Annotated in this window: 19 protein-coding genes; 9 read left to right on the top strand and 10 right to left on the bottom strand. The window is 65.7% G+C overall.

All coding sequences use genetic code 11. The annotated features are described in order from the left end of the window. Positions 1–25 precede the first annotated feature (25 nt). The 6 genes from AC6IY7_RS12360 to AC6IY7_RS12335 form a co-directional block, all read right to left on the bottom strand. Complete coding sequence (locus AC6IY7_RS12360; protein ID WP_497779438.1) at positions 26–1,060, bottom strand: NAD(P)/FAD-dependent oxidoreductase; 1,035 nt, start codon at positions 1,058–1,060, stop codon at positions 26–28. A 351-nt stretch (positions 1,061–1,411) separates the two neighbouring features. Then, complete coding sequence (locus tag AC6IY7_RS12355; protein ID WP_497779437.1) at positions 1,412–1,801, bottom strand: 2Fe-2S iron-sulfur cluster-binding protein; 390 nt, start codon at positions 1,799–1,801, stop codon at positions 1,412–1,414. Between the two features lie 376 nt (positions 1,802–2,177). Then, positions 2,178–2,762, bottom strand: coding sequence for an ABC-type transport auxiliary lipoprotein family protein (locus AC6IY7_RS12350; protein WP_497779435.1), 585 nt, complete (start codon positions 2,760–2,762; stop codon positions 2,178–2,180). A 99-nt stretch (positions 2,763–2,861) separates the two neighbouring features. Further along, positions 2,862–3,746 carry an MlaD family protein gene (locus AC6IY7_RS12345; protein WP_497779433.1) on the bottom strand — a complete coding sequence of 295 codons (885 nt, stop codon included), beginning with the start codon at positions 3,744–3,746 and terminating at the stop codon, positions 2,862–2,864. 4 nt (positions 3,747–3,750) lie between these two features. Then, on the bottom strand, positions 3,751–4,629 hold the full coding sequence (locus tag AC6IY7_RS12340) for an ABC transporter ATP-binding protein (RefSeq protein WP_497779432.1): 879 nt from the start codon (positions 4,627–4,629) through the stop codon (positions 3,751–3,753). A 6-nt stretch (positions 4,630–4,635) separates the two neighbouring features. After that, complete coding sequence (locus tag AC6IY7_RS12335) at positions 4,636–5,781, bottom strand: MlaE family ABC transporter permease (RefSeq protein WP_497779428.1); 1,146 nt, start codon at positions 5,779–5,781, stop codon at positions 4,636–4,638. Between the two features lie 137 nt (positions 5,782–5,918). Here AC6IY7_RS12335 and dgcA point away from each other — a divergent pair, with 137 nt between their 5' ends. Beyond that, the gene (gene dgcA, locus AC6IY7_RS12330; protein ID WP_497779427.1) at positions 5,919–6,902 is read left to right on the top strand and encodes an N-acetyl-D-Glu racemase DgcA; all 984 of its coding nucleotides are present in this window, start codon (positions 5,919–5,921) and stop codon (positions 6,900–6,902) included. On the opposite strand, the gene AC6IY7_RS12325 is transcribed toward dgcA, so the two are convergent. Beyond that, a complete protein-coding gene (locus tag AC6IY7_RS12325; RefSeq protein ID WP_497779426.1) occupies positions 6,854–7,219 on the bottom strand; it encodes a HigA family addiction module antitoxin in 366 nt (121 codons plus the stop codon). The genes dgcA and AC6IY7_RS12325 overlap by 49 nt on opposite strands. A gap of 376 nt (positions 7,220–7,595) precedes the next feature. On the opposite strand from AC6IY7_RS12325, the gene AC6IY7_RS12320 reads away from it, so the two are divergent. Then, complete coding sequence (locus AC6IY7_RS12320) at positions 7,596–8,651, top strand: NAD(P)-dependent alcohol dehydrogenase (protein WP_497779424.1); 1,056 nt, start codon at positions 7,596–7,598, stop codon at positions 8,649–8,651. Positions 8,652–8,662: 11 nt separating this feature from the next. Continuing rightward, positions 8,663–9,298: a Type 1 glutamine amidotransferase-like domain-containing protein gene (locus tag AC6IY7_RS12315; protein WP_497779423.1), complete on the top strand. Its 636-nt coding sequence runs from the start codon at positions 8,663–8,665 to the stop codon at positions 9,296–9,298. Here AC6IY7_RS12315 and AC6IY7_RS12310 read toward each other — a convergent pair. Then, entirely contained in the window at positions 9,295–10,212 is a 918-nt protein-coding gene (locus tag AC6IY7_RS12310) for a LolA family protein (RefSeq protein ID WP_497779422.1), read from the bottom strand. The two genes, AC6IY7_RS12315 and AC6IY7_RS12310, sit on opposite strands and share 4 nt — an antisense overlap. 223 nt (positions 10,213–10,435) lie before the next feature. Here AC6IY7_RS12310 and AC6IY7_RS12305 point away from each other — a divergent pair, with 223 nt between their 5' ends. After that, complete coding sequence (locus tag AC6IY7_RS12305; protein ID WP_497779420.1) at positions 10,436–11,584, top strand: hypothetical protein; 1,149 nt, start codon at positions 10,436–10,438, stop codon at positions 11,582–11,584. 196 nt (positions 11,585–11,780) lie between these two features. Here the strand turns inward: AC6IY7_RS12305 and AC6IY7_RS12300 are convergent, their stop codons facing one another. Continuing rightward, a complete protein-coding gene (locus AC6IY7_RS12300) occupies positions 11,781–14,309 on the bottom strand; it encodes an FtsK/SpoIIIE family DNA translocase (protein ID WP_497779418.1) in 2,529 nt (842 codons plus the stop codon). A 253-nt stretch (positions 14,310–14,562) separates the two neighbouring features. Between AC6IY7_RS12300 and rfbF the strand changes: the two genes are divergently transcribed. The 4 genes from rfbF (at position 14,563) to AC6IY7_RS12280 (ending at position 19,230) form a co-directional block, all read left to right on the top strand. Continuing rightward, positions 14,563–15,336 (top strand): glucose-1-phosphate cytidylyltransferase, encoded by a 774-nt coding sequence (gene rfbF, locus AC6IY7_RS12295; RefSeq protein ID WP_497779417.1) that lies wholly within the window; start codon positions 14,563–14,565, stop codon positions 15,334–15,336. 103 nt (positions 15,337–15,439) lie between these two features. After that, positions 15,440–16,552: a CDP-glucose 4,6-dehydratase gene (gene rfbG / locus AC6IY7_RS12290; protein WP_497779415.1), complete on the top strand. Its 1,113-nt coding sequence runs from the start codon at positions 15,440–15,442 to the stop codon at positions 16,550–16,552. After that, positions 16,549–17,910 (top strand): lipopolysaccharide biosynthesis protein RfbH, encoded by a 1,362-nt coding sequence (rfbH, locus tag AC6IY7_RS12285; protein WP_497779414.1) that lies wholly within the window; start codon positions 16,549–16,551, stop codon positions 17,908–17,910. The genes rfbG and rfbH overlap by 4 nt, the downstream gene beginning before the upstream one ends. Before the next feature lie 825 nt (positions 17,911–18,735). Further along, positions 18,736–19,230, top strand: coding sequence for an RNA polymerase sigma factor (locus AC6IY7_RS12280; protein WP_497779412.1), 495 nt, complete (start codon positions 18,736–18,738; stop codon positions 19,228–19,230). 94 nt (positions 19,231–19,324) lie between these two features. Here AC6IY7_RS12280 and AC6IY7_RS12275 read toward each other — a convergent pair whose 3' ends face one another. Further along, positions 19,325–20,074, bottom strand: coding sequence for a glucose 1-dehydrogenase (locus AC6IY7_RS12275; RefSeq protein WP_497779410.1), 750 nt, complete (start codon positions 20,072–20,074; stop codon positions 19,325–19,327). 82 nt (positions 20,075–20,156) lie between these two features. Between AC6IY7_RS12275 and AC6IY7_RS12270 the strand changes: the two genes are divergently transcribed. Continuing rightward, the gene (locus AC6IY7_RS12270; RefSeq protein WP_497779407.1) at positions 20,157–20,564 is read left to right on the top strand and encodes an ArsR/SmtB family transcription factor; all 408 of its coding nucleotides are present in this window, start codon (positions 20,157–20,159) and stop codon (positions 20,562–20,564) included. Positions 20,565–20,750: the final 186 nt, after the last annotated feature.

Here is a 20,750-nt window from a genome sequence, read left to right as displayed (position 1 = left end):
GAGAGACAAGGACGAGGCTCGGCGATCAGACGCCGAGCTTCTTCTGCAGATTGGTCGATGACGTCGTATATTGGAACAGCAGCTTCTTGTCGGGATAGACGTAGCGATGCGCCTTTTGCGCGGCCAGCGACGCCTCGTGGAAGCCGCACAGAATGAGCTTCAGCTTGCCCGGATAGGTGTTGATGTCGCCGATGGCGAAAATGCCGGGGTGATTGGTCTCGAATTTCTCCGTGTCCACGGGAACGAGATTCTCGTGCAGATTGAGACCCCAATCCGCCACCGGACCGAGCTTCATCGTCAGGCCGAAGAAGGGCATGAGACGATGCGCCGAGACGGTCGTATCGGCATTGTCATTGCCGCGGATCGTCACCGAGGCGAGCTCGCCGTCCACGCCCTCGATCGCCGTGACCTGGCCGAGACGGAAGTCGACCCGCTTGGCGGCGATGTGCTCCTGCAGCGCATTGACCGAATGCGGCGCGGCGCGGAACTGGTCGCGGCGATGGACGAGCGTCAGGCTCTTGGCGATCGGCTGCAGATTGAGCGTCCAATCGAGCGCGCTGTCGCCGCCGCCGACGATGACGACATCCCGGTCGCGGAAATCCTCCATGCGGCGCACCGCATAGAAGACGGATTTGTTCTCATAGGCCTCGATGCCGGCGATCGGCGGCTTCTTGGGCTGGAAGGAGCCGCCGCCCGCCGCGACGAACACCACCTTCGCCTTGAATTTCACGCCGGCGTCGGTCGTCACCTCGAAGGAGGGAGACTCGGGCGTGCCGGTGGGCGTGAGCGTCTCGACCATCTCGTTGAAATGGAAGGTCGGATGGAAGGGCTTGATCTGCTCGAGCAGATTGTCGGTGAGGCCCTGGCCGGTGACGAGCGGATGGCCGGGAATGTCGTAGATCGGCTTTTCCGGATAGAGCTCGGAGCATTGTCCGCCGGCGCGCGGCAGAATATCGATCACATGCGCCCTTATATCCAGCAGTCCCAATTCGAAAACCGCGAACAGACCGGCCGGGCCGGCCCCGACGATCAGCGCGTCGGTTTCGATTGTCTCAGTCATTTTCTAGTCCTTCGCCGCGTCCAAAACGAAATTCGCGAGGGGCGAGGCAGCTTCATCGGACCGACAATGCGCCGGGGCGCGCTCGGGGCTGTCCCCCGAGGCGCCGCTCGTCTCGATCCGTCCATGGCCGCCGCCGTCGAAACAAGCCCGGCCGAGGCGCAAGCCCCGGCCGAAGCCCGATCCTTCACGGCTCTGGTCTATAGCATCCGCGCCGTCATGCAAATGTCTTCGGGCGGCGAGCGCCGCCGGTCTCCGATCGGCTCGGCGAGGCGGCGCAGAATCGGCCGGCCGCCGCGAAAAAAAAACGCCGCGTCTCCGCGGCGTTCGGGTCGTCCGAAAGATGCGGGACGCTCAGCCCTGCTGGGAGGGCGTCGTCACCACCAGGCCGTCGAGCTCGGGCCGCACGGTGATCTGGCAGCTGAGGCGCGAATTGGCGCGCACGTCGAAGGCGAAGTCCAGCATGTCCTCTTCCATCTGCGAGGGCTTGCCGGCCTTCTCGACCCAGGCCTCGTCCACATAGACATGGCAGGTCGCGCAAGCGCAGGCGCCGCCGCATTCGGCCGGAATCTCGGGGATATCGTTGCGACGCGCCGTCTCCATGACGGTGGAGCCCGTTTCGCCCTCGACCGTGCGGGCCTGACCATGCGAGTCGACGAAAGTGATCTTCGCCTTGGTCGGAGCCCCGCCGCCGGGCTCGGCGCCGTAGCGGGTCGCGTGGTCGTAGAGGCTGGTCTTCACCATGGTGCTCGTCTCTTCCGTTGACGTGTCGGCGCGCCTGCCGCCGGCGCAAAAATCGGCGGGCCGCCGAAGTCCTTCGCCCGAAGCTTCGGCCCGACGCTCGTCCTCTCGCGCGATCAGTTATCATCGGCGGAGCGGGCGCGCTAGTCTTTCCTCGAGGCTGCGACGGCGTGATGTCGGACCGGCGATGGCAGGCTTGCGCGATGTCGCGCGCCGTCTGACGTCGCGCGAAGTCATACCGCTTCCAGCTGAGTGGTTCGCGCGGCATTTGCCGCCTTCCTTCTCCCCGCTCGCGGGGAGAGGGGGAACGCGCCGAACCATTCAGCCGAAAGTCGTATCAGACTTGTGACCTCGAACTTGCGACGTCGAACTTGCGACCTCAGACTTGCGCCGCGGTCCAGCGCACGATCTGGCCGACGGTCGCGGTCAACGCCTCGTCCAGCGCCTGCGTCGCCGCCGCGCCGGTGGAATGCGGCGCCGGCGCGCGGCTCGAGAAGACGCGGCCATGACCGACCGGCGCGCCGCGCGAATCCAGCATTTTGGCGGAAATCTCGACGATCGCCTCGGCGCTCGTCACATCGATCTCGAAACGGCGGATCTCCGTCGCCAGAACGCGATCGGCGACCATTCCTGCGCGCACGACGGAGCCGGTCGCCCGGCCGATGTCGAAGCCGGCGATGAGCCGCGCCTGCACGAGCCGCGGCAGCCGATCCACCCATTGCGCCTCGGCGAGATTGGCCACCTCGTTCGGCCCGGTGCGCACGACGATGCGGTCGGAGTCGATGGGCTGCACCGCCTGCGGCTCGGCGACGGCGAGCGAGCCGCGCAAGGGGCGCGCGAGCGTCCGCGCCGCCCCGCCCGGGCCGCCGAGATCGAAGCTCTCACGCTGCGGCGCCCCGCCGCAAGCGGACAGCGCCAGAACGGCGAGCAGAATGAGTGAGAGCGACGCTCTCGACGGCGTCATGGACCGATCCTTCCCGCTGACCGCGCGCGACGCCACGCCGCTTTCGACAGTGATTCCAAGATTACTCGAACGTCGCGGGACATCAAAGAGCGACACTGTTCACTTTCCGCGATATTCGGGCAGAGCGGGGCTCGCGCCGAAGATCACCTGCTGCGGATTCTTCTCCAGCGAGCGCACGGCGCGCTCGACCGTATCCAACGTCTTGCGCGCATCGACGGCGAGCTGCTCATATTGCTTCAGCCCACTGCCGGAGAAGCTCTTGAGATTTGCGGTGGCGCCGGCGATGTCGGTCGCTATGTTGTTCAGCTTCTTGGGATCGATCGCCGTGAGCAGCTTGTCGATGCGCGCCGGCAGCGGCTTCATCGAGGCGCTGATCTCCGACATATCGTGGATGAAGGAGTCGATGCCGCCGGAATTATCCGCCAGCGCCTTGGTGAATTTCTCGGTGTTCTTCAGCGTGTCCGCTATGGTCTGCGAATTGGCGTCGAGCAATTTGCCCACCTTGTCGAGAACCTCCGTGGCGGTCGACGAGAGCTTCTGCACATTCTCCAGAATATTCTGGAATTCGGAGCGCTCCGCTTCGATGATCGGAAAGGTCTCGCCCTGCTTGGCGCGCAAATCCTCCGCGCCGGGCGTGCCGCCGGTCAGCGACACATAGGCGACGCCGGTGAAACCCGTCTGCTCGAGGCGGGCGCGCGTATTGGTCTTGACCGGCGTCTTGCGGTCTATGCTGATGAGCACGTCGACGCGGCTCGGGTCCTGATCGGAGATGGCGAGCTGCGTCACCTCGCCGACCTTGAGGCCGTTGAAGCGCACGTCGTTTCCGCGCAGCAGACCGCTGACCGAGCCGTTGAAATGCAGCTCGAACGTCTTGTATTGCGCCGTCTGGCTCGCCCCCGAGAACCAGAAGACGAAGCCGAAGGCCGCGAACACCACGGCGAGGGCGAAAGCGCCGATGAGCGCGAAATTGGCGCGGGTTTCCATGGGGCTACTCTCGTCCTCGCATATCTTTCGCTCGCAGGTCTTTGGATTTTCGCTCGTCGATCTTGCGTAGATTTTGCGCTCCAGCGAGGCGCGAGCCGCGCACGCCATGGAAATAAGCCTTCAGCCAGGGATGATCGAAGGCGAGCATCTCCTCCATCGGCCCGGCGGCGATCACCTTGCCCTCGGCCAGCGCCGCCACGCGGTCGCAGATGGAATAGAGGCTGTCGAGGTCATGCGTGACCATGAAGACGGTCAATCCGAGCGTGTGTTGCAGAGTGGCGATCAGCTCGTCGAATTCGGCGGCGCCGATCGGATCGAGCCCGGAGGTCGGCTCGTCGAGGAAGACCAGCTCCGGATCGAGGGCCAGCGCCCGGGCGAGCGCCGCGCGCTTGATCATGCCGCCCGATAATTCGGCCGGAAATTTGTCCGCCGCGCTCGCCGGCAGTCCGACCAGCTCGAGCTTCAGCATCGCCAGCTCGTCCATCAGCCGCGCCGACACCTGCCCGCTCTCGCGCATCGGCATTTGAATATTCTGCCGCACGGTGAGGCTCGAGAACAATGCGCCATTCTGGAACAGCACGCCCCAGCGCCGCTCGATGCGGCGGCGCTCGGACGAGGACATGCGGTCGCGGTCCTGCCCGAACAGCTCGATGAGGCCGGAACGCTTGTCGACGAGGCCGAGAATGGTGCGCATCAGCACCGATTTGCCCTGCCCCGAGCCGCCGACGAAGCCTAAGACCTCGCCGCGATAGACGTCGAGATCGAGGCCGCGCATGACCAAAGTCTGGCCGAAGCCGACGAAAAGATCGCGCACGCGGATGACCGTCTCGCGCGCCGCGCTCGGCTCCGGCTGTTCGATCGTCTGCGAGGAGAGGTCGGTCATCGCGCGCTAATATTTGATCGAGGCGAAGAAGACGGCGAAGAGGCCGTCGACGACGATGACCATGAAGATCGCCTTCACCACCGAGGCGGTGACGTGACGCCCGAGCGATTCGGCCGACCCTCTGGTCGCCATGCCCTCCATGGCGGCCACCATGCCGATGATCAACGCCATGAAAGGCGCCTTTATGAGGCCGACGAAGAAAGTGTTGCGGCCGATCGCCCCCTGCAGCAGCGAGAGATAGGCGGCCGGGCTGATGCCCTCATAGACCCAGCACACGAGCAGGCCGCCGAACAGCGCCGACATATCGGCGACGAAAGTGAGCAGCGGCAGCGACAGCACCAGCGCCAATATGCGCGGCGTGACCAGCACCTCGATGGGCGAGAGGCCCATCACGCGCAGCGCGTCGACCTCCTCGCGCATCTTCATCGAGCCGAGCTCGGCGGTGATGGCGGAGCCGGAGCGGCCGGCGATCATGATGGAGGTGAGCAGCACGCCGAGCTCGCGCAGCACCAGAATGCCTATGAGATCGACCGCATAGGCGCCTGCGCCGAAGCGGCGGAGCTGGAAAATGCCCTGCTGCGCGACAATGGCGCCGACGAGGAGATTGATGAGCGCGATGATCGGCAGGCTGCGGAAGCCGAAGCTCTCCATATGATAGACGAGCGAGGTGAAGCGGAAGCGCCCCGCCGCCAGGAAAGCGACGCTCGCGGCGACGACGAATTCGCCGAGAAATCCGATCCCATTATAGGCGTCCTGCGCCGCCGAGACGACCGAGCGGCCGAGATCGGCGAGAATATCGACGACGAGAAAGCGGCGGCATCGGCTCGGCGCCTCGAGAGGACGAAATTTCGTCTCCTGCAGCAGCACGGCGTGCTCCGGCCGCGCTCCCTCCACCGAGACGGCGACGCCCGCATGGGCGAGCTCGTCCAGCGCCCGGCCGATGATCCAGGCGCCGGCGGTGTCGAGCCGGGCGATGCGCGCGAGATCGACGATAGCGCGAGCGGCGCCGCGCGCGGAAGCGGCCATGCCGGCGGCGTCACGCTCCAAGGCGCTCGAATCGGCGAGCACCCATTCGCCGCCGAGCGCGAAGACGGCGGTCTCTCCCTCTCGTCGCGACGAGAGGCGGGCCGTATGGTCGAGATCCGTGGCCATGCCTATTTTCGGCCCAATGGGCCGGCGGCTCCCTTTCTCCGCGCCCCGCAGCGTCTTAACTTCCAGCGCAGCCGAAGTCGAGCGCGAGCGTGGCCGCGAGCCGCGGGCGGCTATTTGTTTCAACTGGAAAAATCCGAATGAGCGTCCAACTGACCGTCTCCGTCGAACGCTTTCCCATCGCCGGGCGCTTCGTCATCTCGCGCGGCGCCAAGACCGAGGCCGTCGTCGTCACCGCCCGCCTGCGCGACGGCGCGGTCGAGGGGCGCGGCGAATGCGTGCCCTACGCCCGCTATGGCGAGAGCGTGGAGAGCGTCGTCGATCAGTTGGAGAGCGTGCGCGCTCTGCTGGAGGGCGGCGCGGACCGCGCGGCGCTGGCCGCCCTGCTGCCGCCGGGCGCGGCCCGCAACGCCGCCGATTGCGCGCTGTGGGATTTGGAGGCGAAACGAACGGGCGTTCCCGCCTATCGGCTCGCCGGACTGGAGCGGATGGAGCCGCTGGTCACGGCCTATACGATTTCCGTCGGGACGCCCGAAGAAATGCGCGAGGCCGCGGCCAAGTCCGCGCATCGCCCGCTGTTGAAGGTGAAACTCGCCGGCGATGGCGACGCCGAGCGCATCGCCGCCATCCGCGCCGGCGCGCCCGATTCGGCGCTGATCGTGGACGCCAACGAGGCGTGGCGCGAGGAGAATTTCGCCGCCAATAGCGAGGCCTGCGCAAAGGCCGGGGTGAGGCTGATCGAGCAGCCTCTGCCGGCGAGCGCCGATGCAGCGCTCGCGCGCCTTCCCCGCCCCGTGCCGATCTGCGCCGATGAGAGCGTGCACGACCGCATCGGCCTCGCCGCTCTGGTCGGGCGCTATGACGCGGTGAACATCAAGCTGGACAAGACCGGCGGCCTCACCGAGGCGCTGGCGCTCGCCGCCGAGGCGCGGCGGCTCGGCTTCTCGATCATGGCCGGCTGCATGGTCGGCACCTCGCTGGCGATGGCGCCGGCGCTGATCGTCGCGCAAGGGGCGGAATTCGTCGATCTCGACGGGCCGCTGCTGCTGGCGATGGATCGCGAGCCAGGGCTGCGCTACGAGGGGTCGCTGGTGTTTCCGCCGGAGAGGGAATTGTGGGGGTGAGAATCCGTGGTCGAGATCACGCCACCTTCGGCGCGAGTCGAGCGATGGAAACGCTCGCGCGCGCTCGCGCTCGCGCGCGCTCGCGCTCGCGCGAGGTCATAGGCGATCTGCATCCGCATCCATGCGTCGGCCGATCCGCCAAAAGCCTGCTCGAGCCGCAGCGCCATTTCCGGCGTGAGCCCGTGATGACCGTTGATGAGACGATAGAGCTGCTGCCGCGTCACGCCGAGGCCCTTCGCCGCCTCGGCGACGCTCAGGCCCAGCTCCTCTATATTGTCCCGGATGAGCCCACCGGGATGGGCAGGATTTTTCATCATCGCCCGCGCCTTCATCAGTGATAGTCGACAAAATCGACGTCTACTTCCACCCCGCACCACGGCGATGGGGTAAAGGTTTCCTCATCCTGAGGAGCCCGCGAAGCGGGCGTCTCGAAGGACGAGGAAACCGTCGGCGCCGCCTTCTGGAGCTCGCCCTCGTGCTTCGAGACGGCTCCTACGGAGCCTCCTCAGCATGAGGGCGAGGGTGCGAAAAGGATTGCCATTCACCCGATCGCCCCGCCCCCAGGTCTCAGAGCCGCGTCAAATTCGAGCAGGCCTCATCTTCGACCCGATCGCCGAAACATGCTATTGGAAACCGCCTCCCCCGAGGCGAGCCCCCCCCATATCCCCCTTCGAAAAAACCCGAGGCCATCTCATGCCCACCAAGGCCTATGCGGTCCAATCCGCCACGGCGCCTTTCGCGCCCTTTTCCATCGAGCGCCGCGCGCCGGGACCGAAGGATGTCGCGATCGACATTCTCTTTTGCGGCGTCTGCCATTCCGATCTCCACACGGCGCGCAGCGAATGGCCGGGCACGCGCTATCCTTGCGTGCCGGGCCATGAGATCGTCGGCCGCGTGACCGCCGTCGGCGCGGAGGTGACGAGGTTCAGAGCCGGCGATCTCGCCGCCGTCGGCTGCATGGTGGACAGCTGCCGCCGCTGCGTCTCCTGCGACGATGGGCTCGAGCAATATTGCGAGCACGGCTTCACCGCCACCTACAACGGCCCGCTCGACGGCTCCGGCGAGAATACTTATGGCGGCTATTCGACAGCCGTCGTCGTCGACGAGCATTTCGTGCTCGCCATTCGCCATGAGGAGGCGCAGCTCGCCGCCGTGGCGCCGCTGCTCTGCGCCGGAATCACCACATGGTCGCCGCTGAAGCATTGGGGCGTCGGGCCGGGCAAGAAAGTCGGAATCGTCGGCATTGGCGGGCTCGGCCATATGGGCGTGAAGCTCGCCCATGCGCTCGGCGCGCATGTCGTCGCCTTCACCACATCGCCATCGAAGCGCGAGGCCGCTCTGGCGCTCGGCGCCGATGAGGTCGTGGTCTCGAAAGACGTGGACGCCATGGCGGCGCGGGCCAATAGCCTCGATTTCATTCTCGATACCGTCGCCGTCTCCCATGATCTCGACGCCTATGTGAATCTGTTGAAGCGCGACGGCGTGCTGACTTTGGTCGGCGTGCCGGAGACGCCGCATCCCTCGCCTTCGGCGGGCGGGCTCATCTTCAAGCGGCGGCAGATCGCCGGCTCGCTGATCGGCGGCATAAAGGAGACGCAGGAAATGCTCGACTTCTGCGCCGAGAAGGGCATCGTCGCCGATATAGAGACGATCGCCATGCAGGAGATCGAGACGGCCTATGCGCGCATGGTGCGGAGCGATGTGAAATATCGCTTCGTCATCGACATGGCGACGCTGAAAGCCACCTGAGCCGCGCCGGCGTGCGGCTCTATCTCTCCTCTTTCGATCTCGGCGATCACGCCGAGGCGCTCGTCGCGCTGACGCGCGGCGGGCGGCGCGCCGCGGTCGTCGTCAATCCGCTCGACGACCGCCCGCGCGCCCGCGCCGATTGGCTGCAGGACCAGATCGAGAAATTGAGCCGCCTGGGCTTTGCGGCCGACGAATTGGATTTGCGCGATTATTTCGGCGCTTCCGACCGGCTCGCGGCGCGCCTCGCGGCGCTCGATCTCGTCTGGGTCAGCGGCGGCAATGTGTTCATCCTGCGCCGCGCCATGCGGCAGAGCGGCTTCGACTATCTCGCGAAAGATGCGTTGGCGCGCGACGCCTTCGTCTATGGCGGCTTCAGCGCCGGAGCGGTGGTCGTCTCGGAGAGTCTCGCAGGCCTCGAGGCCGCTGATGATCCGCATAGCGCGCCGGCCGGCTATCCGCGCGAGATCCTATGGGAAGGGCTCGGCCTGCTCGGTCATGCGCTCGTCGTGCATCTCGACACGGATTATTGGCAACCAGGCGCGGTCGCGGCGCAAATCGCCTTCCTGGAGGCGAAGGGCCGGCCCTATGAGGCGCTGCGCGACGGCGAGGTCCTGGTGATCGACGGGGCGACGCGTCGCCGACTCTAATGGAAGTCGAGCAGCGAGCCCTTGTCGATCTTGAACAGATTGGGGTCCGGCGAGCGGCTGCGGTCGACGTTGAAGAGCGACACCAGAGTCTCATAGCCCTGCGGGTCGGAGACTTGCCACTGCTTCAGCGTGAAAGTCTTGGAATCGAAGATCAGCTTGATTTTCGACGTGCCGCCGAAGGTCGCCTTGTCCTCGATGGAGATGGACGCGCCGGCGTCGTCGATGACGACATCGATGAGCTTCACATCCTTCTCGAGATCGATCTTCTCGTTGAGCAGGAATTTCAGCGGCGTCTGCGAGATGAAATAGAGATCCTGCGTATTGAGCTTGCGGTCGCGCACGGCGACCTGCGTGCCATCGGAGACGACCTCCATCGTCGCCGGCTGGGCGTATTCGAAGCGCATGCGCCCGACCTTATGGATATAGAGCTTGCCCTCGGCCCTGCGGCCGTCGCCGCCGATCTGCACGAAATCCGCCGTCATGACGGGAGAGGAGTTGAGCGAGGCCTCGGCGCGCTTGATGGCCTCCTCGCGCGTCAACGGCGCCTGCGGCTGGGCCGCGACTGCGACGGCGGCCGCGGCTCCGCCCACGGCGGCGGCGCCCACGGCCGCTTTGGCGGCGTCCGGAACCGCGGGCGCTGGCGGCTTGGCGGCGGGGACGGCGGCTTTGGGGTCGGCAGGCTTGGGGTCGGTAGGCTTGGGGTCGGCAGGCTTGGCCTGCGCGGTTTTTGAATCGGCGGGCTTCGGCTTCGCTTTGGCGTCAGCAGCGGCGACCAGCTTGCCCTTGGCCGCCGGCTTTCCCGCCTGAGCCTTGGCGGCCGGCGCCGGATGCGGCTTTTTCTTCGGCTCCACGGCCTGAGCGCCGGAGGCGGCGAGAAGGGCGAGGACCAGCGCGGCGGCGAGAGGCGATTTCACAGCAGTGGGTGCTCCGGACGATTCGGCGCGGCCGAACGGGGCCGTCCGCCGTCCTCCCTAGGACGGCGATATGGCTAATGTTGGATCATATTCGGCGAGAACGATTGCGTCGCCCTGACGTCGCGGCCGCTCGCGAGCGTGCGCCCGCGCACAGTCGGCGGCGTGCATCGGCGCGAGACATAGCGCCAGAGCGAGAACGTCCCGATTGCCGCCGGAGAATTTCATGGATTACGAAGCCATTTCCAACCGCAGCCTGCTCGACGCGACATTATGGGCCCGGCAGGAATGGGTCACCGTGGGCGACAACGCCCATGGCGGCCGGGTTCGCGTGCCCTTCCAGGATTCCGTCCAGGGTTTTCAGCTGCTTCCTGCGCAAATGCGGCCGCTGGATCTCTATCGCACGCCGAGCACGAATTTCGAGGATTTCGCGACGAGGTGGGAGAAGCGCTACAGCCACCTCGTCGCCAATCGCAATACGAAAATGTCGATCGCGCCGGTCGTCGATCAAAAGCCCTTCTACGCTTATGATTATCCGGTTCTCGGCAAATTCGCCGCCTATCCGGTGATCGGGCATTTCGGAATAGCGCCGGTCGAGAACATCATCGTTCGACGCAAATTCGCGACCGAGAGTGTCGGCGAGAACCGCATAAAAGACCTTCAGGCGATATTGGATCAGGATATCGCCTATGTCGAAGAGGATTATCCGAATGCCGGCGATTGGGCGCCTTTTGCGAAATATCACAATGTCGGCCCGAATTATTTCGAGCTGCTGATCGATCCCGATGGCGTGATCTTGGCTATTCAGGGCTCCGGCGGAAGCGAACCCGGTCTCGAATCGGAAGACCCGCTGAGTTACGTCATAGCGGGCTATGGTCTCATCAAGCTCGCGACAAAGGGCGGCAGAGTCGTCTTGAAGCTGCTCGCGAACAGGGCCGCTCGCAAGGCCGCGCAGCGAGCCGCATCGCACCCGGCAATGGCCCGCCTCGCGAAGACGGCGGCCGATCTGCAGGGCAAAAACCCCATCCGGACGGCCGAATTGCTGACCTCGCCGAGAATATTTCGACATACGCTCACATCGGAGCTGAAGGGCGTCAGCTATGCTCGCATCGAGATGGAGGGTTCGCTGCGGCTCTCGTCGGGCGCGGCGGCGCATTATGGCGAAGGCGTCTATGCCTGGAACGCCGGAGCGACGGGCGTCGGAACCTATATCGACATAGAGGTCGCCGCCGGCGCGGGCGTCGAGACGCTGCAAGTCGGAGCGCAGAGCTGGGTGCGGATCGTCCCCGCGCAAGGCGGCGTGCTGAGCGTGCGGATCGTCGCGACGAATCTTCCCGCGGAAGCGATCGAGATAGGCCGAAAGCTCGTGAGATGAGCGGCGCGAGGGGTGAGGCGCCGAAGCAAGACTCTCGAGAAGCGCCCCTCATGCCGAAGAGCGCCCACAGGGCGCGGCGCGAAGCGCGATGGAGAACTCCAAAAGGCGCGAGTGACGCTTTCCTCGTCCTTCGAGACGCCCGCTTCGCGGGCTCCTCAGGATGAGGAAAGCTTCACCCCACCTTCGCTAAAATCCCTCACGCCGCGTCTATATCGAACGCCCCGCGATCTATCCCGCCGCCCACGAGAATCTCGCGTTTTCCCGCGTGATTGGCCTGGCCCACCACGCCCTCGCGCTCCATCTGCTCCACCAGCGACGCCGCCTTATTGTAGCCGATCGACAGGCGCCGCTGAATATAGCTCGTCGAGCATTTGCGGTCGCGCAGCACGATCGCCACGGCGCGATCGTAGAGATCGGCGCCCTCCTCCGCATCCATGGAGCCCGGCGCGGCGCTCTCCACAACCTCCTCGGAGGGCTCGTCCTCCGTGGTGATGGCGTCGAGATATTGCGGCTGCCCCTGCGTCTTCAGATGCGCGACGATCTTCTCGACCTCATTGTCCGAGACGAAAGGCCCGTGCACGCGCGAGATGCGGCCGCCGCCGGCCATATAGAGCATGTCGCCCTGCCCCAAGAGCTGCTCGGCGCCCTGCTCGCCCAAAATGGTGCGGCTGTCGATCTTCGACGTCACCTGGAAGGAGATGCGCGTCGGGAAATTCGCCTTGATCGTGCCGGTGATGACATCGACCGAGGGACGCTGCGTCGCCATGATGAGATGAATGCCGGCCGCGCGCGCCATTTGCGCGAGGCGTTGAATCGCGCCTTCGATATCCTTGCCGGCGACCAGCATCAGATCCGCCATCTCGTCGACGATGACGACGATGAAGGGGATCGGATGCAGCTCCATCTCCTCGCGCTCGAAAATCGCTTCGCCGGTCTCGCGATCGAAACCGGTCTGCACGGTACGGGTGATGATCTCGCCTTTGGCCTGGGCCTCGACGACGCGCTGATTGAAGCCTTCGATATTGCGCACGCCGAGCTTGGACATTTTCTTGTAACGGTCCTCCATCTCGCGCACCGCCCATTTGAGGGCCACCACCGCCTTTTTGGGGTCGGTGACGACGGGCGTCAGCAGATGGGGGATGTTGTCATAGACCGAGAGCTCGAGCATTTTCGGATCGACCATGATGAGGCGGCACTCTTCCGGCTTCATCCGATAGAGCAGCGACAGAATCATGGTGTTGATGGCGACCGATTTGCCGGAGCCGGTGGTGCCGGCGACGAGAAGATGCGGCATGCGCGCGAGATCGACGATGACCGGCTCGCCGCCGATCGTCTTGCCGAGCGCTATGGCCAAGCGATGCTTGGTCTTCTCGAAATCCTCGCAGGCGAGCAGCTCGCGCAGGAAGACGGTCTCGCGGCGATGGTTGGGCAGCTCTATGCCGATGGCGTTGCGGCCGGAGACGACGGCGACGCGCGCCGAGACCGCCGACATCGACCGCGCGATATCGTCGGCGAGGCCTATCACGCGAGACGATTTGATCCCCGGCGCGGGCTCCAGCTCATAGAGCGTGACCACCGGGCCGGGGCGCACATTGATGATCTCGCCCTTGACGCCGAAATCCTCGAGCACGCCCTCCAGCAAACGCGCGTTCTGCTCCAGCGCGTCTTGCGAGATTTTGGCGGCCGCGGCCTGCTTCTTCGGCTCGCTCAGCAGCAGCAGCGGCGGCAGCTCGTAGCGATGCTGCTCATTGCGGCTCTCGAACAGAGTGGGCTGGCGCTCGCGCATCACGCGCTTGCCCTGCTTCAGCGGCCCGACCGGCTCCATCACGCGGGCGGAGGCCGGCGGCGGCTCGTCGTAATCCTCCTCGCGCGGCGCGGCGGCGGCGGCCCGCGCTGGCGCCGGCGGCGGGACGAAGGAGAAGGCGTCGAAGACCGGCTCGCGGCGGGCGGAGAGCAGCGGCGGCCCCGAGGGCTCGTCGAATTCGACCGGCTTGCTGCCGCGGCGTGAAAGCAGCGCGGCGAGGCGGCGCGAGACCAGCGTCTTGATCGTCAAACCCGCATGGATGAGCGCGCCCAGCGAGACGATGGCGACGCCCGGCTCGTCGTCCACTTCGTCATGGGAGCGGCGCTCGACGGGCTCGTCCTCCGGATGCGCCCCGGCGGCGGGCGCCTCGAAGCCGAAGCCGGCGGCGCCGGTGAGGGCGAGAATGGCGGTCCCGGCGCCGATGAGCGCGACGACGGCCATGGCGGCCGCCGATTCGCCGAAGAAGCGGCGCGGCAGCGCCAGCACGGCGTCGCCGAGCACGCCGCCGAGCCCGGTGGGCAGCGGCCAGCGATCGGTGACCGGCAGCAGCGAGACGACCGCCGCCGCCGCGAGCGCGCCGACGATCCAAAGACCAAAGCGCAGCAGCGGCCGATGCAGCGCGCGCTGCGTGACCAGCCGCAGGCCCTGGGCGGCGAGCGGCAGAACCGCCGCGATCGCCGCGAGGCCGAGCATCTGCATCAATATATCGGCGGCGACCGCGCCGCCGGAGCCGAGCAGATTGCGCACCCGCCCGGTGGTCGCATGATTGAAGGAGGGATCGCGCGCCGACCAGGAGACGAGCGCCAGAGCCGCCGCGACCGACGCCGCTATGAGCGCCGCGCCGGCGAGCTCCGCCGCCCGCCGCGCCGTGAATTCGCGCACCGGCTCGGAAACGTGACGGAATGCGTTGCTGCGCATCATGACGAACGAGCCCACTCGTGCGACGATCGAAAAACAGCGAGGCGCCCGGGAAGCGGGCGTTCTCGCCTGACGTGACGGCCGAGGGTAGGCAGGCCGGGTTAAGGGGCGATTAACCCTGACGCCCGCCCTGCTGCGCCGCGGCGTGAGCGGCGGGCGCGCGACAGGCTCGCGCAAGGCGCGCGGCTAGACTGCGCTGAAGGCGTCGTCCCGATTCGCGGAGGACCGCCCTCGCATTCTCGAGGAGACAGCGCGCGTGAAGGCCGTAATATTCGCAGGCGGTCTCGGAACGCGCCTCAGCGAAGAGACCGACAATCGCCCCAAGCCCATGATCGAGATCGGCGGCAAGCCGATCCTGTGGCACATAATGAAAATATACTCGCAGCATGGGGTCAACGAGTTCATCGTCTGCCTCGGCTATAGAGGCTATTTCATCAAAGACTATTTTACGAATTACTTCCTGCATATGAGCGACGTCACCTTCGATCTCGCCGAGAACAAGACCATCGTCCATAATAAAATGGCCGAGCCCTGGCGGATCACGCTGATCGACACCGGCATAGAGACGATGACTGGCGGGCGCCTCAAGCGCATCGCGGATTATCTCCCCGATAACGAGCCCTTCTGCCTCACCTATGGCGACGGCGTCGCCAATATCGATATCGCCGGCGAGATCGACTATCACCTCGCCCATGGCCGCCTCGCGACCATGACCGTCGTGCGCCCGCCCGGCCGCTTCGGCGCCGTCACAATGGATGGCGACGACATTCTCTCCTTCGACGAGAAGCCGCGCGGCGACGGCGGCTGGATCAATGGCGGCTTCTTCGTGATGTGGAAGAAGGCGCTCGATTATATCGACGGCGACTCCACCGCGCTCGAGCAGCAGCCGCTGACCCGGATCGCCGCCGACGGGCAGTTGCGCGCCTTTCGCCATGACGGCTTCTGGCAATGCATGGATACGCTGCGCGACAAGCGTTTCCTCGAGCAATTGTGGAGCGGCGGCGAGGCGCCCTGGAAGGTCTGGACGTGAGCAGAATTCACGGCGATCGAGGCGAGCGTGAAGGCTCGCGGTCCAACGCGCGCCCTGGACCGCGAGCCTTCAGGCTCGCTCTTCCGCAATTGGCGAACGCCCTATGACGCCGCAATTTTGGGCCGGCAAGCGCGTCCTCGTGACCGGGCACACCGGCTTCAAGGGCGGCTGGCTCTCCTTATGGCTAACGCGCCTCGGCGCGAATGTCGCGGGCTATGCGCTGGCGCCGCCGACCGAGCCCAGCCTCTTCGCGCTGGCGCGCCTCGACCAGAAGATGACGAGCGTCATCGGCGATATTCGCGACGCCGAGCGGCTGGCGCGCGCGGTGCGGGAGTTCGAGCCGCAGATCGTCTTCCATCTCGCGGCGCAGCCGCTCGTGCGCTACTCCTACGCCAATCCGATCGAGACCTTCGAGGTCAACGCGCTCGGCACGGCGCATCTGCTCGAAGCGCTGCGCGGCGCGCAGTCGGCGCGCGCCATCGTCGTCGTCACCAGCGACAAATGCTATGAGAATCGCGAATGGCCCTGGGCCTATCGCGAAAACGAGGCGATGGGCGGCTTCGATCCCTATAGCGCCAGCAAAGGCTGCGCGGAGCTCGTCGCCGCCTCCTTCCGCAATTCCTATTTCGCAACGGCCGATCACCCCATGCGCGGCGCCGCTTTGGCCACGGCCCGCGCCGGAAATGTCATCGGCGGCGGCGATTGGGCGGCCGATCGGCTCGTGCCCGATATTTTGCGCGCGCTGGAGCGCGGCGAGACGGCGCAAATACGTTTTCCGCGCGCGGTGCGGCCCTGGCAGCATGTGCTGGAGCCGCTCGCCGGCTATCTGACGCTCGCCGAGCGCCTGTGGAGCGATGGCGCGCCCTTCGCGGAGGCGTGGAATTTCGGTCCCGATCCTGCCGGCGAGCGCACGGTCGCGGAGATCGCCGACGCACTCTGCCGCGCCTATGGCGATAGCGCCGGCTGGACGAAGAGCGGCGGCGACGAGCCGCATGAGGCGCATCTCTTGAAGCTCGATTCCGCCAAGGCGCGCAGCCGGCTCGGCTGGCGCCCGCAATGGTCGATCCTCGAGGCGCTGGAGGCGATCGTCGATTGGGACGCGCGCCGCCGTCGCGGCGAGGATGTGGCGACCACATCGCTCGCCCAGATCGACGCCTATGAGAGACGCATGGACGCCGCGCAGAACGGCGCGAGCACGCCCGGAGCAACGCCATGACCCCGCCCGCAGCCTCCGCCGATACGACGGACGAGAAAGAAGCGCTGCGCGAGCAGATTTTGGCGCTCGTCGGCCGCTACGCCGAGATCGCCCATGCGACGCCGGAATTCCGCCCCGGCGCCTCGGCCGTTCCGGTCTCCGGCAAGGTCTATGGCGCGCGCGAGATGCAGACGCTCGTCGATTCCGCGCTCGATTTCTGGCTCACCACCGGGCGCTTCAATGCGGCTTTCGAAAAGGCTCTGGAGGAGTTCATCGGCGTCCGACACGCGCTGACCGCCAATTCGGGCTCCTCGGCCAATCTTCTGGCGCTCACCGCGCTGACCTCGCCGCTGCTGAAGGAGCGCGCGCTTCAGCCCGGCGACGAGGTCATCACCGTCGCCGCCGGCTTTCCGACGACGCTCAATCCCATTTTGCAGAATGGGATGACGCCCGTCTTCGTCGATGTCGACATTCCGACCTATAATATCCGCGCCGATCTCCTAGAGGCGGCGATCTCGCCGCGCACGCGCGCCATAATGATCGCCCATACGCTCGGCAATCCTTTCGATCTCGCCGAGGTGACGCGCATCGCCGAAAAATACGATCTGTGGCTGGTCGAGGATTGCTGCGACGCGCTCGGCTCGCTCTATGACGGGCGCCAGGTCGGCACATTCGGCGACATAGGAACGCTGAGCTTCTACCCGGCGCATCACATCACAATGGGCGAAGGCGGCGCGGTGTTCACCTCGCGCTCGGTGCTGCGCCGCAGCGTCGAATCCTTCCGCGACTGGGGCCGCGACTGCTGGTGCGCGCCGGGCAAGGACGACACTTGCAAGAAGCGCTACCAATGGCAATCGGGCGAGCTGCCCTTCGGCTATGATCACAAATATGTCTATCAGCATCTCGGCTATAATCTGAAGATCACCGACATGCAGGCCGCCGTAGCGCTGGCGCAGATGGAGCGCCTGCCGGGCTTCATCGCGGCGCGCAAGCGCAATTTCGCGCTGCTGAAGGAAGCGCTGCGGCCGCATGAGGATATTTTCCTGCTGCCCGAGGCGACGCCGCGCAGCGATCCCTCCTGGTTCGGCTTCGCGCTGACCTTGCGCGAGGACGCCCCCTTCGAGCGCGAGGCGCTGCTGCAGCATCTCGCCGAGCGGCGCATCGGATCGCGGCTGCTGTTCGGCGGCAATCTCCTGCGCCAGCCCTATATGAAGGATCGCCCGCATCGCGTCGCCGGCGAGCTGGCCGCGACCGACATCGTCATGCGCCGCACATTCTGGGTCGGCGTCTATCCCGGATTGAGCGAGGCCCATATCGCTCATATCGCCGAGGCCATCGGCGAATTCGTCGCCGATTCCGGACGCTGGCGCGCCGCCTGACGCGTTTGCCGGGCAGCGAATTTTCTGACGACGACGCAAATCGAAACGAACACTCGCGTGTCGCAACGACGACGCGCTTCGTCCATAGGTTGACGCTAGTCGAAATACATGTATTAGTTGCATACGTGTGACGTCGATGTTATATCTTCTTCCCATGCAGTGGATTTTCGGCAGATTATTCGCGAGTCGCCACGTTTCGAGAAGCGTCGCGATCCTGCTCTGCGCCGTCGTCCTTCAATCGCTGCTCTATCTCCGCTCCTCGGCATTCGACGAGCGTGATCTCTCCCTCGCTCCGATCTGCGTTTCGAGCGCGATGGGCGACGGCGGCGATCCGCTGCACGATCGCAATTGCCGCACACTCGAATGTTGCGCGCTCGGCTGCGCGGCGCATGACGCCGCATGTCTCGAGGCGGCCTTCGCCCGCCCGCTTCACGATCCCTGGTCGATGCGGTCGCCTTTGGGCCGGCCGGGGGGACTCGACGGCGCGCCTTCTCGTGGCGAGCGTCGGATTCGTGGCGCGCGGCCCACCCGCGATGTGACCCTTTTTCGAAGCCCCTCTTCGATTCCATTCGTGAGCCGCGGCCACAGCCTACCCTGGCGTGACATCTCCTGATGTCGCGCCGCGCGGACGATGTCGCGCGACCAGAGATTTGTCGCGCGCGACGCCTTTCGCACGCAGCGTCGAACTTCGCCCCCTTTTTTCAAAAACGATGGGAGCGCGACGGAGCTCCACCCTCGACGAAGGGGATTTCCCATGCCGAAACCAGAGCCCCGAATTGGCGCCGCCGCACTGCTTTCTCGCGTCGTGACCAAGGAGAGCGCGCGATGACCTCCTCGGAGAAAGCGCTCGACGAACTCTATCAGGATTATGCGCCGGCTCTGCGCCGCTTCGCGCGTCGGCGCGTCGGCGCGCAAGAGTCGGAAGACATTGTGCAGGACATTTATCTCCATGCGCTGCAGCGCGTCGATGTCGCCAAGCTCGAGAGCCCGCGCGCCTATCTCTTCCGCATCGCCGCCGATCTCTCGGTCGACGCCATGCGTCGCGATCGCATCCGCTCGCGCTATGTCCAGGAGGCGGCGCGCGCCGATCAGGCCGAGCAAGCCAACTCGGGCGACACGATCGCCACGCTGATGGAGTTTCAGAAGCTGCGCGCCTCGCTCGCGCGCTTGCCTGCGCTCTATCGGGAAATATTTCTACTGAAGCGCCTCGAGCATTTGACCAGCGCCGAGATCGCGGCGCGGGTCGGCGTATCGGTGCGGACCGTCGAGCGTCATCTCGCCAGAGCGAATGACGAGATAAGGCGCGATTTCGGCCTATGACGGGAGGAGCCGCCGCCGATCGTCGATCCGATCGCGCGGCGGCGAATTTTCAAGGGCGGATAATGATCGGCGATACGCGCCCTTCGTTCGTCGATCAGACGGCCACGAGGCCGCCATCGACATAGAGATCGACGCCGGCGACATAGCTGCTCGCGCCGGAGGCCAGGAACAAGACGGCCTCGGCGACCTCCTCCGGCGCGCCGAAGCGGCCGAGCGGCACGCTGGTCTTCAATTGCTCGGCCAATTCGTCATGCTGTTGCGCGGAGAGGCCCATCGTGTCGAAGATCGGCGTCTCGATCGGGCCGGGACTCACCACATTCACGCGAATCTTGCGGTCCTTGAGCTCGCTCGTCCAAGTGCGGGCGAAGGAGCGGACCGCGGCTTTCGTCGCCGAATAGACGCCGAAGCCGGGCGTGCCCACCGTATTGGCGATGGAGGAGTTGAGCACGATCGCGCCGCCGTCGGAAAACAACGGCAGCGCCTTCTGCACGGAGAACAGCAGACCTTTGACATTGACGCCGAAGAGCTGGTCGAACAGAGCCTCGTCCACGCCCTCGATCGGCGCGAGCCGCACCACGCCCGCATTGGCGAAGAGAATGTCGATGCGGCCGAAGCGCTCCTTCACCTCGGCATAGAGCCGGTCGATATCCGCGAGCGCGGAGACGTCGCCCTGCACGCCGACCGCCCCGGCGCCGATGCGGGCGACCGCCGCGTCCAGCTCCGCCTTACGGCGCCCGGTCACCACGACCTGCGCCCCCTCCTTCACGAAAAGCTCGGCCGTAGCGAGGCCTATGCCGCTATTGCCGCCGGTGATGACTGCGATCTTGCCAGAAAGCCGACCCATGCTCGCGCTCCTTTCGCGCTAAATTCCATAGTTCCGAAATACTGAACTAATGCGCGAATGTCAATTCGTGCTAGTCTGGCGCATGAGGAAGCTTCACCATCCGAGGCTGGAGGAGATCACCGTCGAGGGGATTCTCTACGCATTGGCGGACCCTGTTCGGGTGCAGATCTTCACCCGGCTGGCGGCGTCGGAATGCGCGCAGAATTGCTCCACCTTCCTGAATATTCAGGACGCGCCGCTGGCCAAATCGACGCTCTCGCAGCATTTCCGCATCCTGCGCGAGGCGGGGCTCGTCCGCAGTGAGCGGCGCGGCGTCGAGCTCATCAATTCGACGCGCTGCGCCGAGCTCGCCGAGCGCTTCGGCCCGATGGTGCAGTCGATCATCTCCGCATATGAACGGCAGAAGATCGAGGCGGCGCAGGTCGCTGCGACGGAGAGCGAGGACGCGGCGGGCGCTCCCCCGCAAACCGAGCGCTCCGAGACGCGCTGACCCCTCGAATCGCGGCCCCTAGGCGCGATTGACAATGAAGCTGCGCCCGTTTAGGGCTATCTCGCTTCGTCGCGGCGGTTTCGCCGCGATTTTCTTTTTGCGCCGGCGATGATCCGGCGCGAGGAGCGAAGCGCAAAACCGGTCAACTGCAAAAAAGCCGGCCGGCGGTCTCCGCCAGAGCCGGGA

Source organism: Methylosinus sp. is20ea, assembly GCF_059718135.1.
Note: the sequence above shows the minus strand (reverse complement) of the source record. Positions and strands in the feature narration are given on the sequence as shown.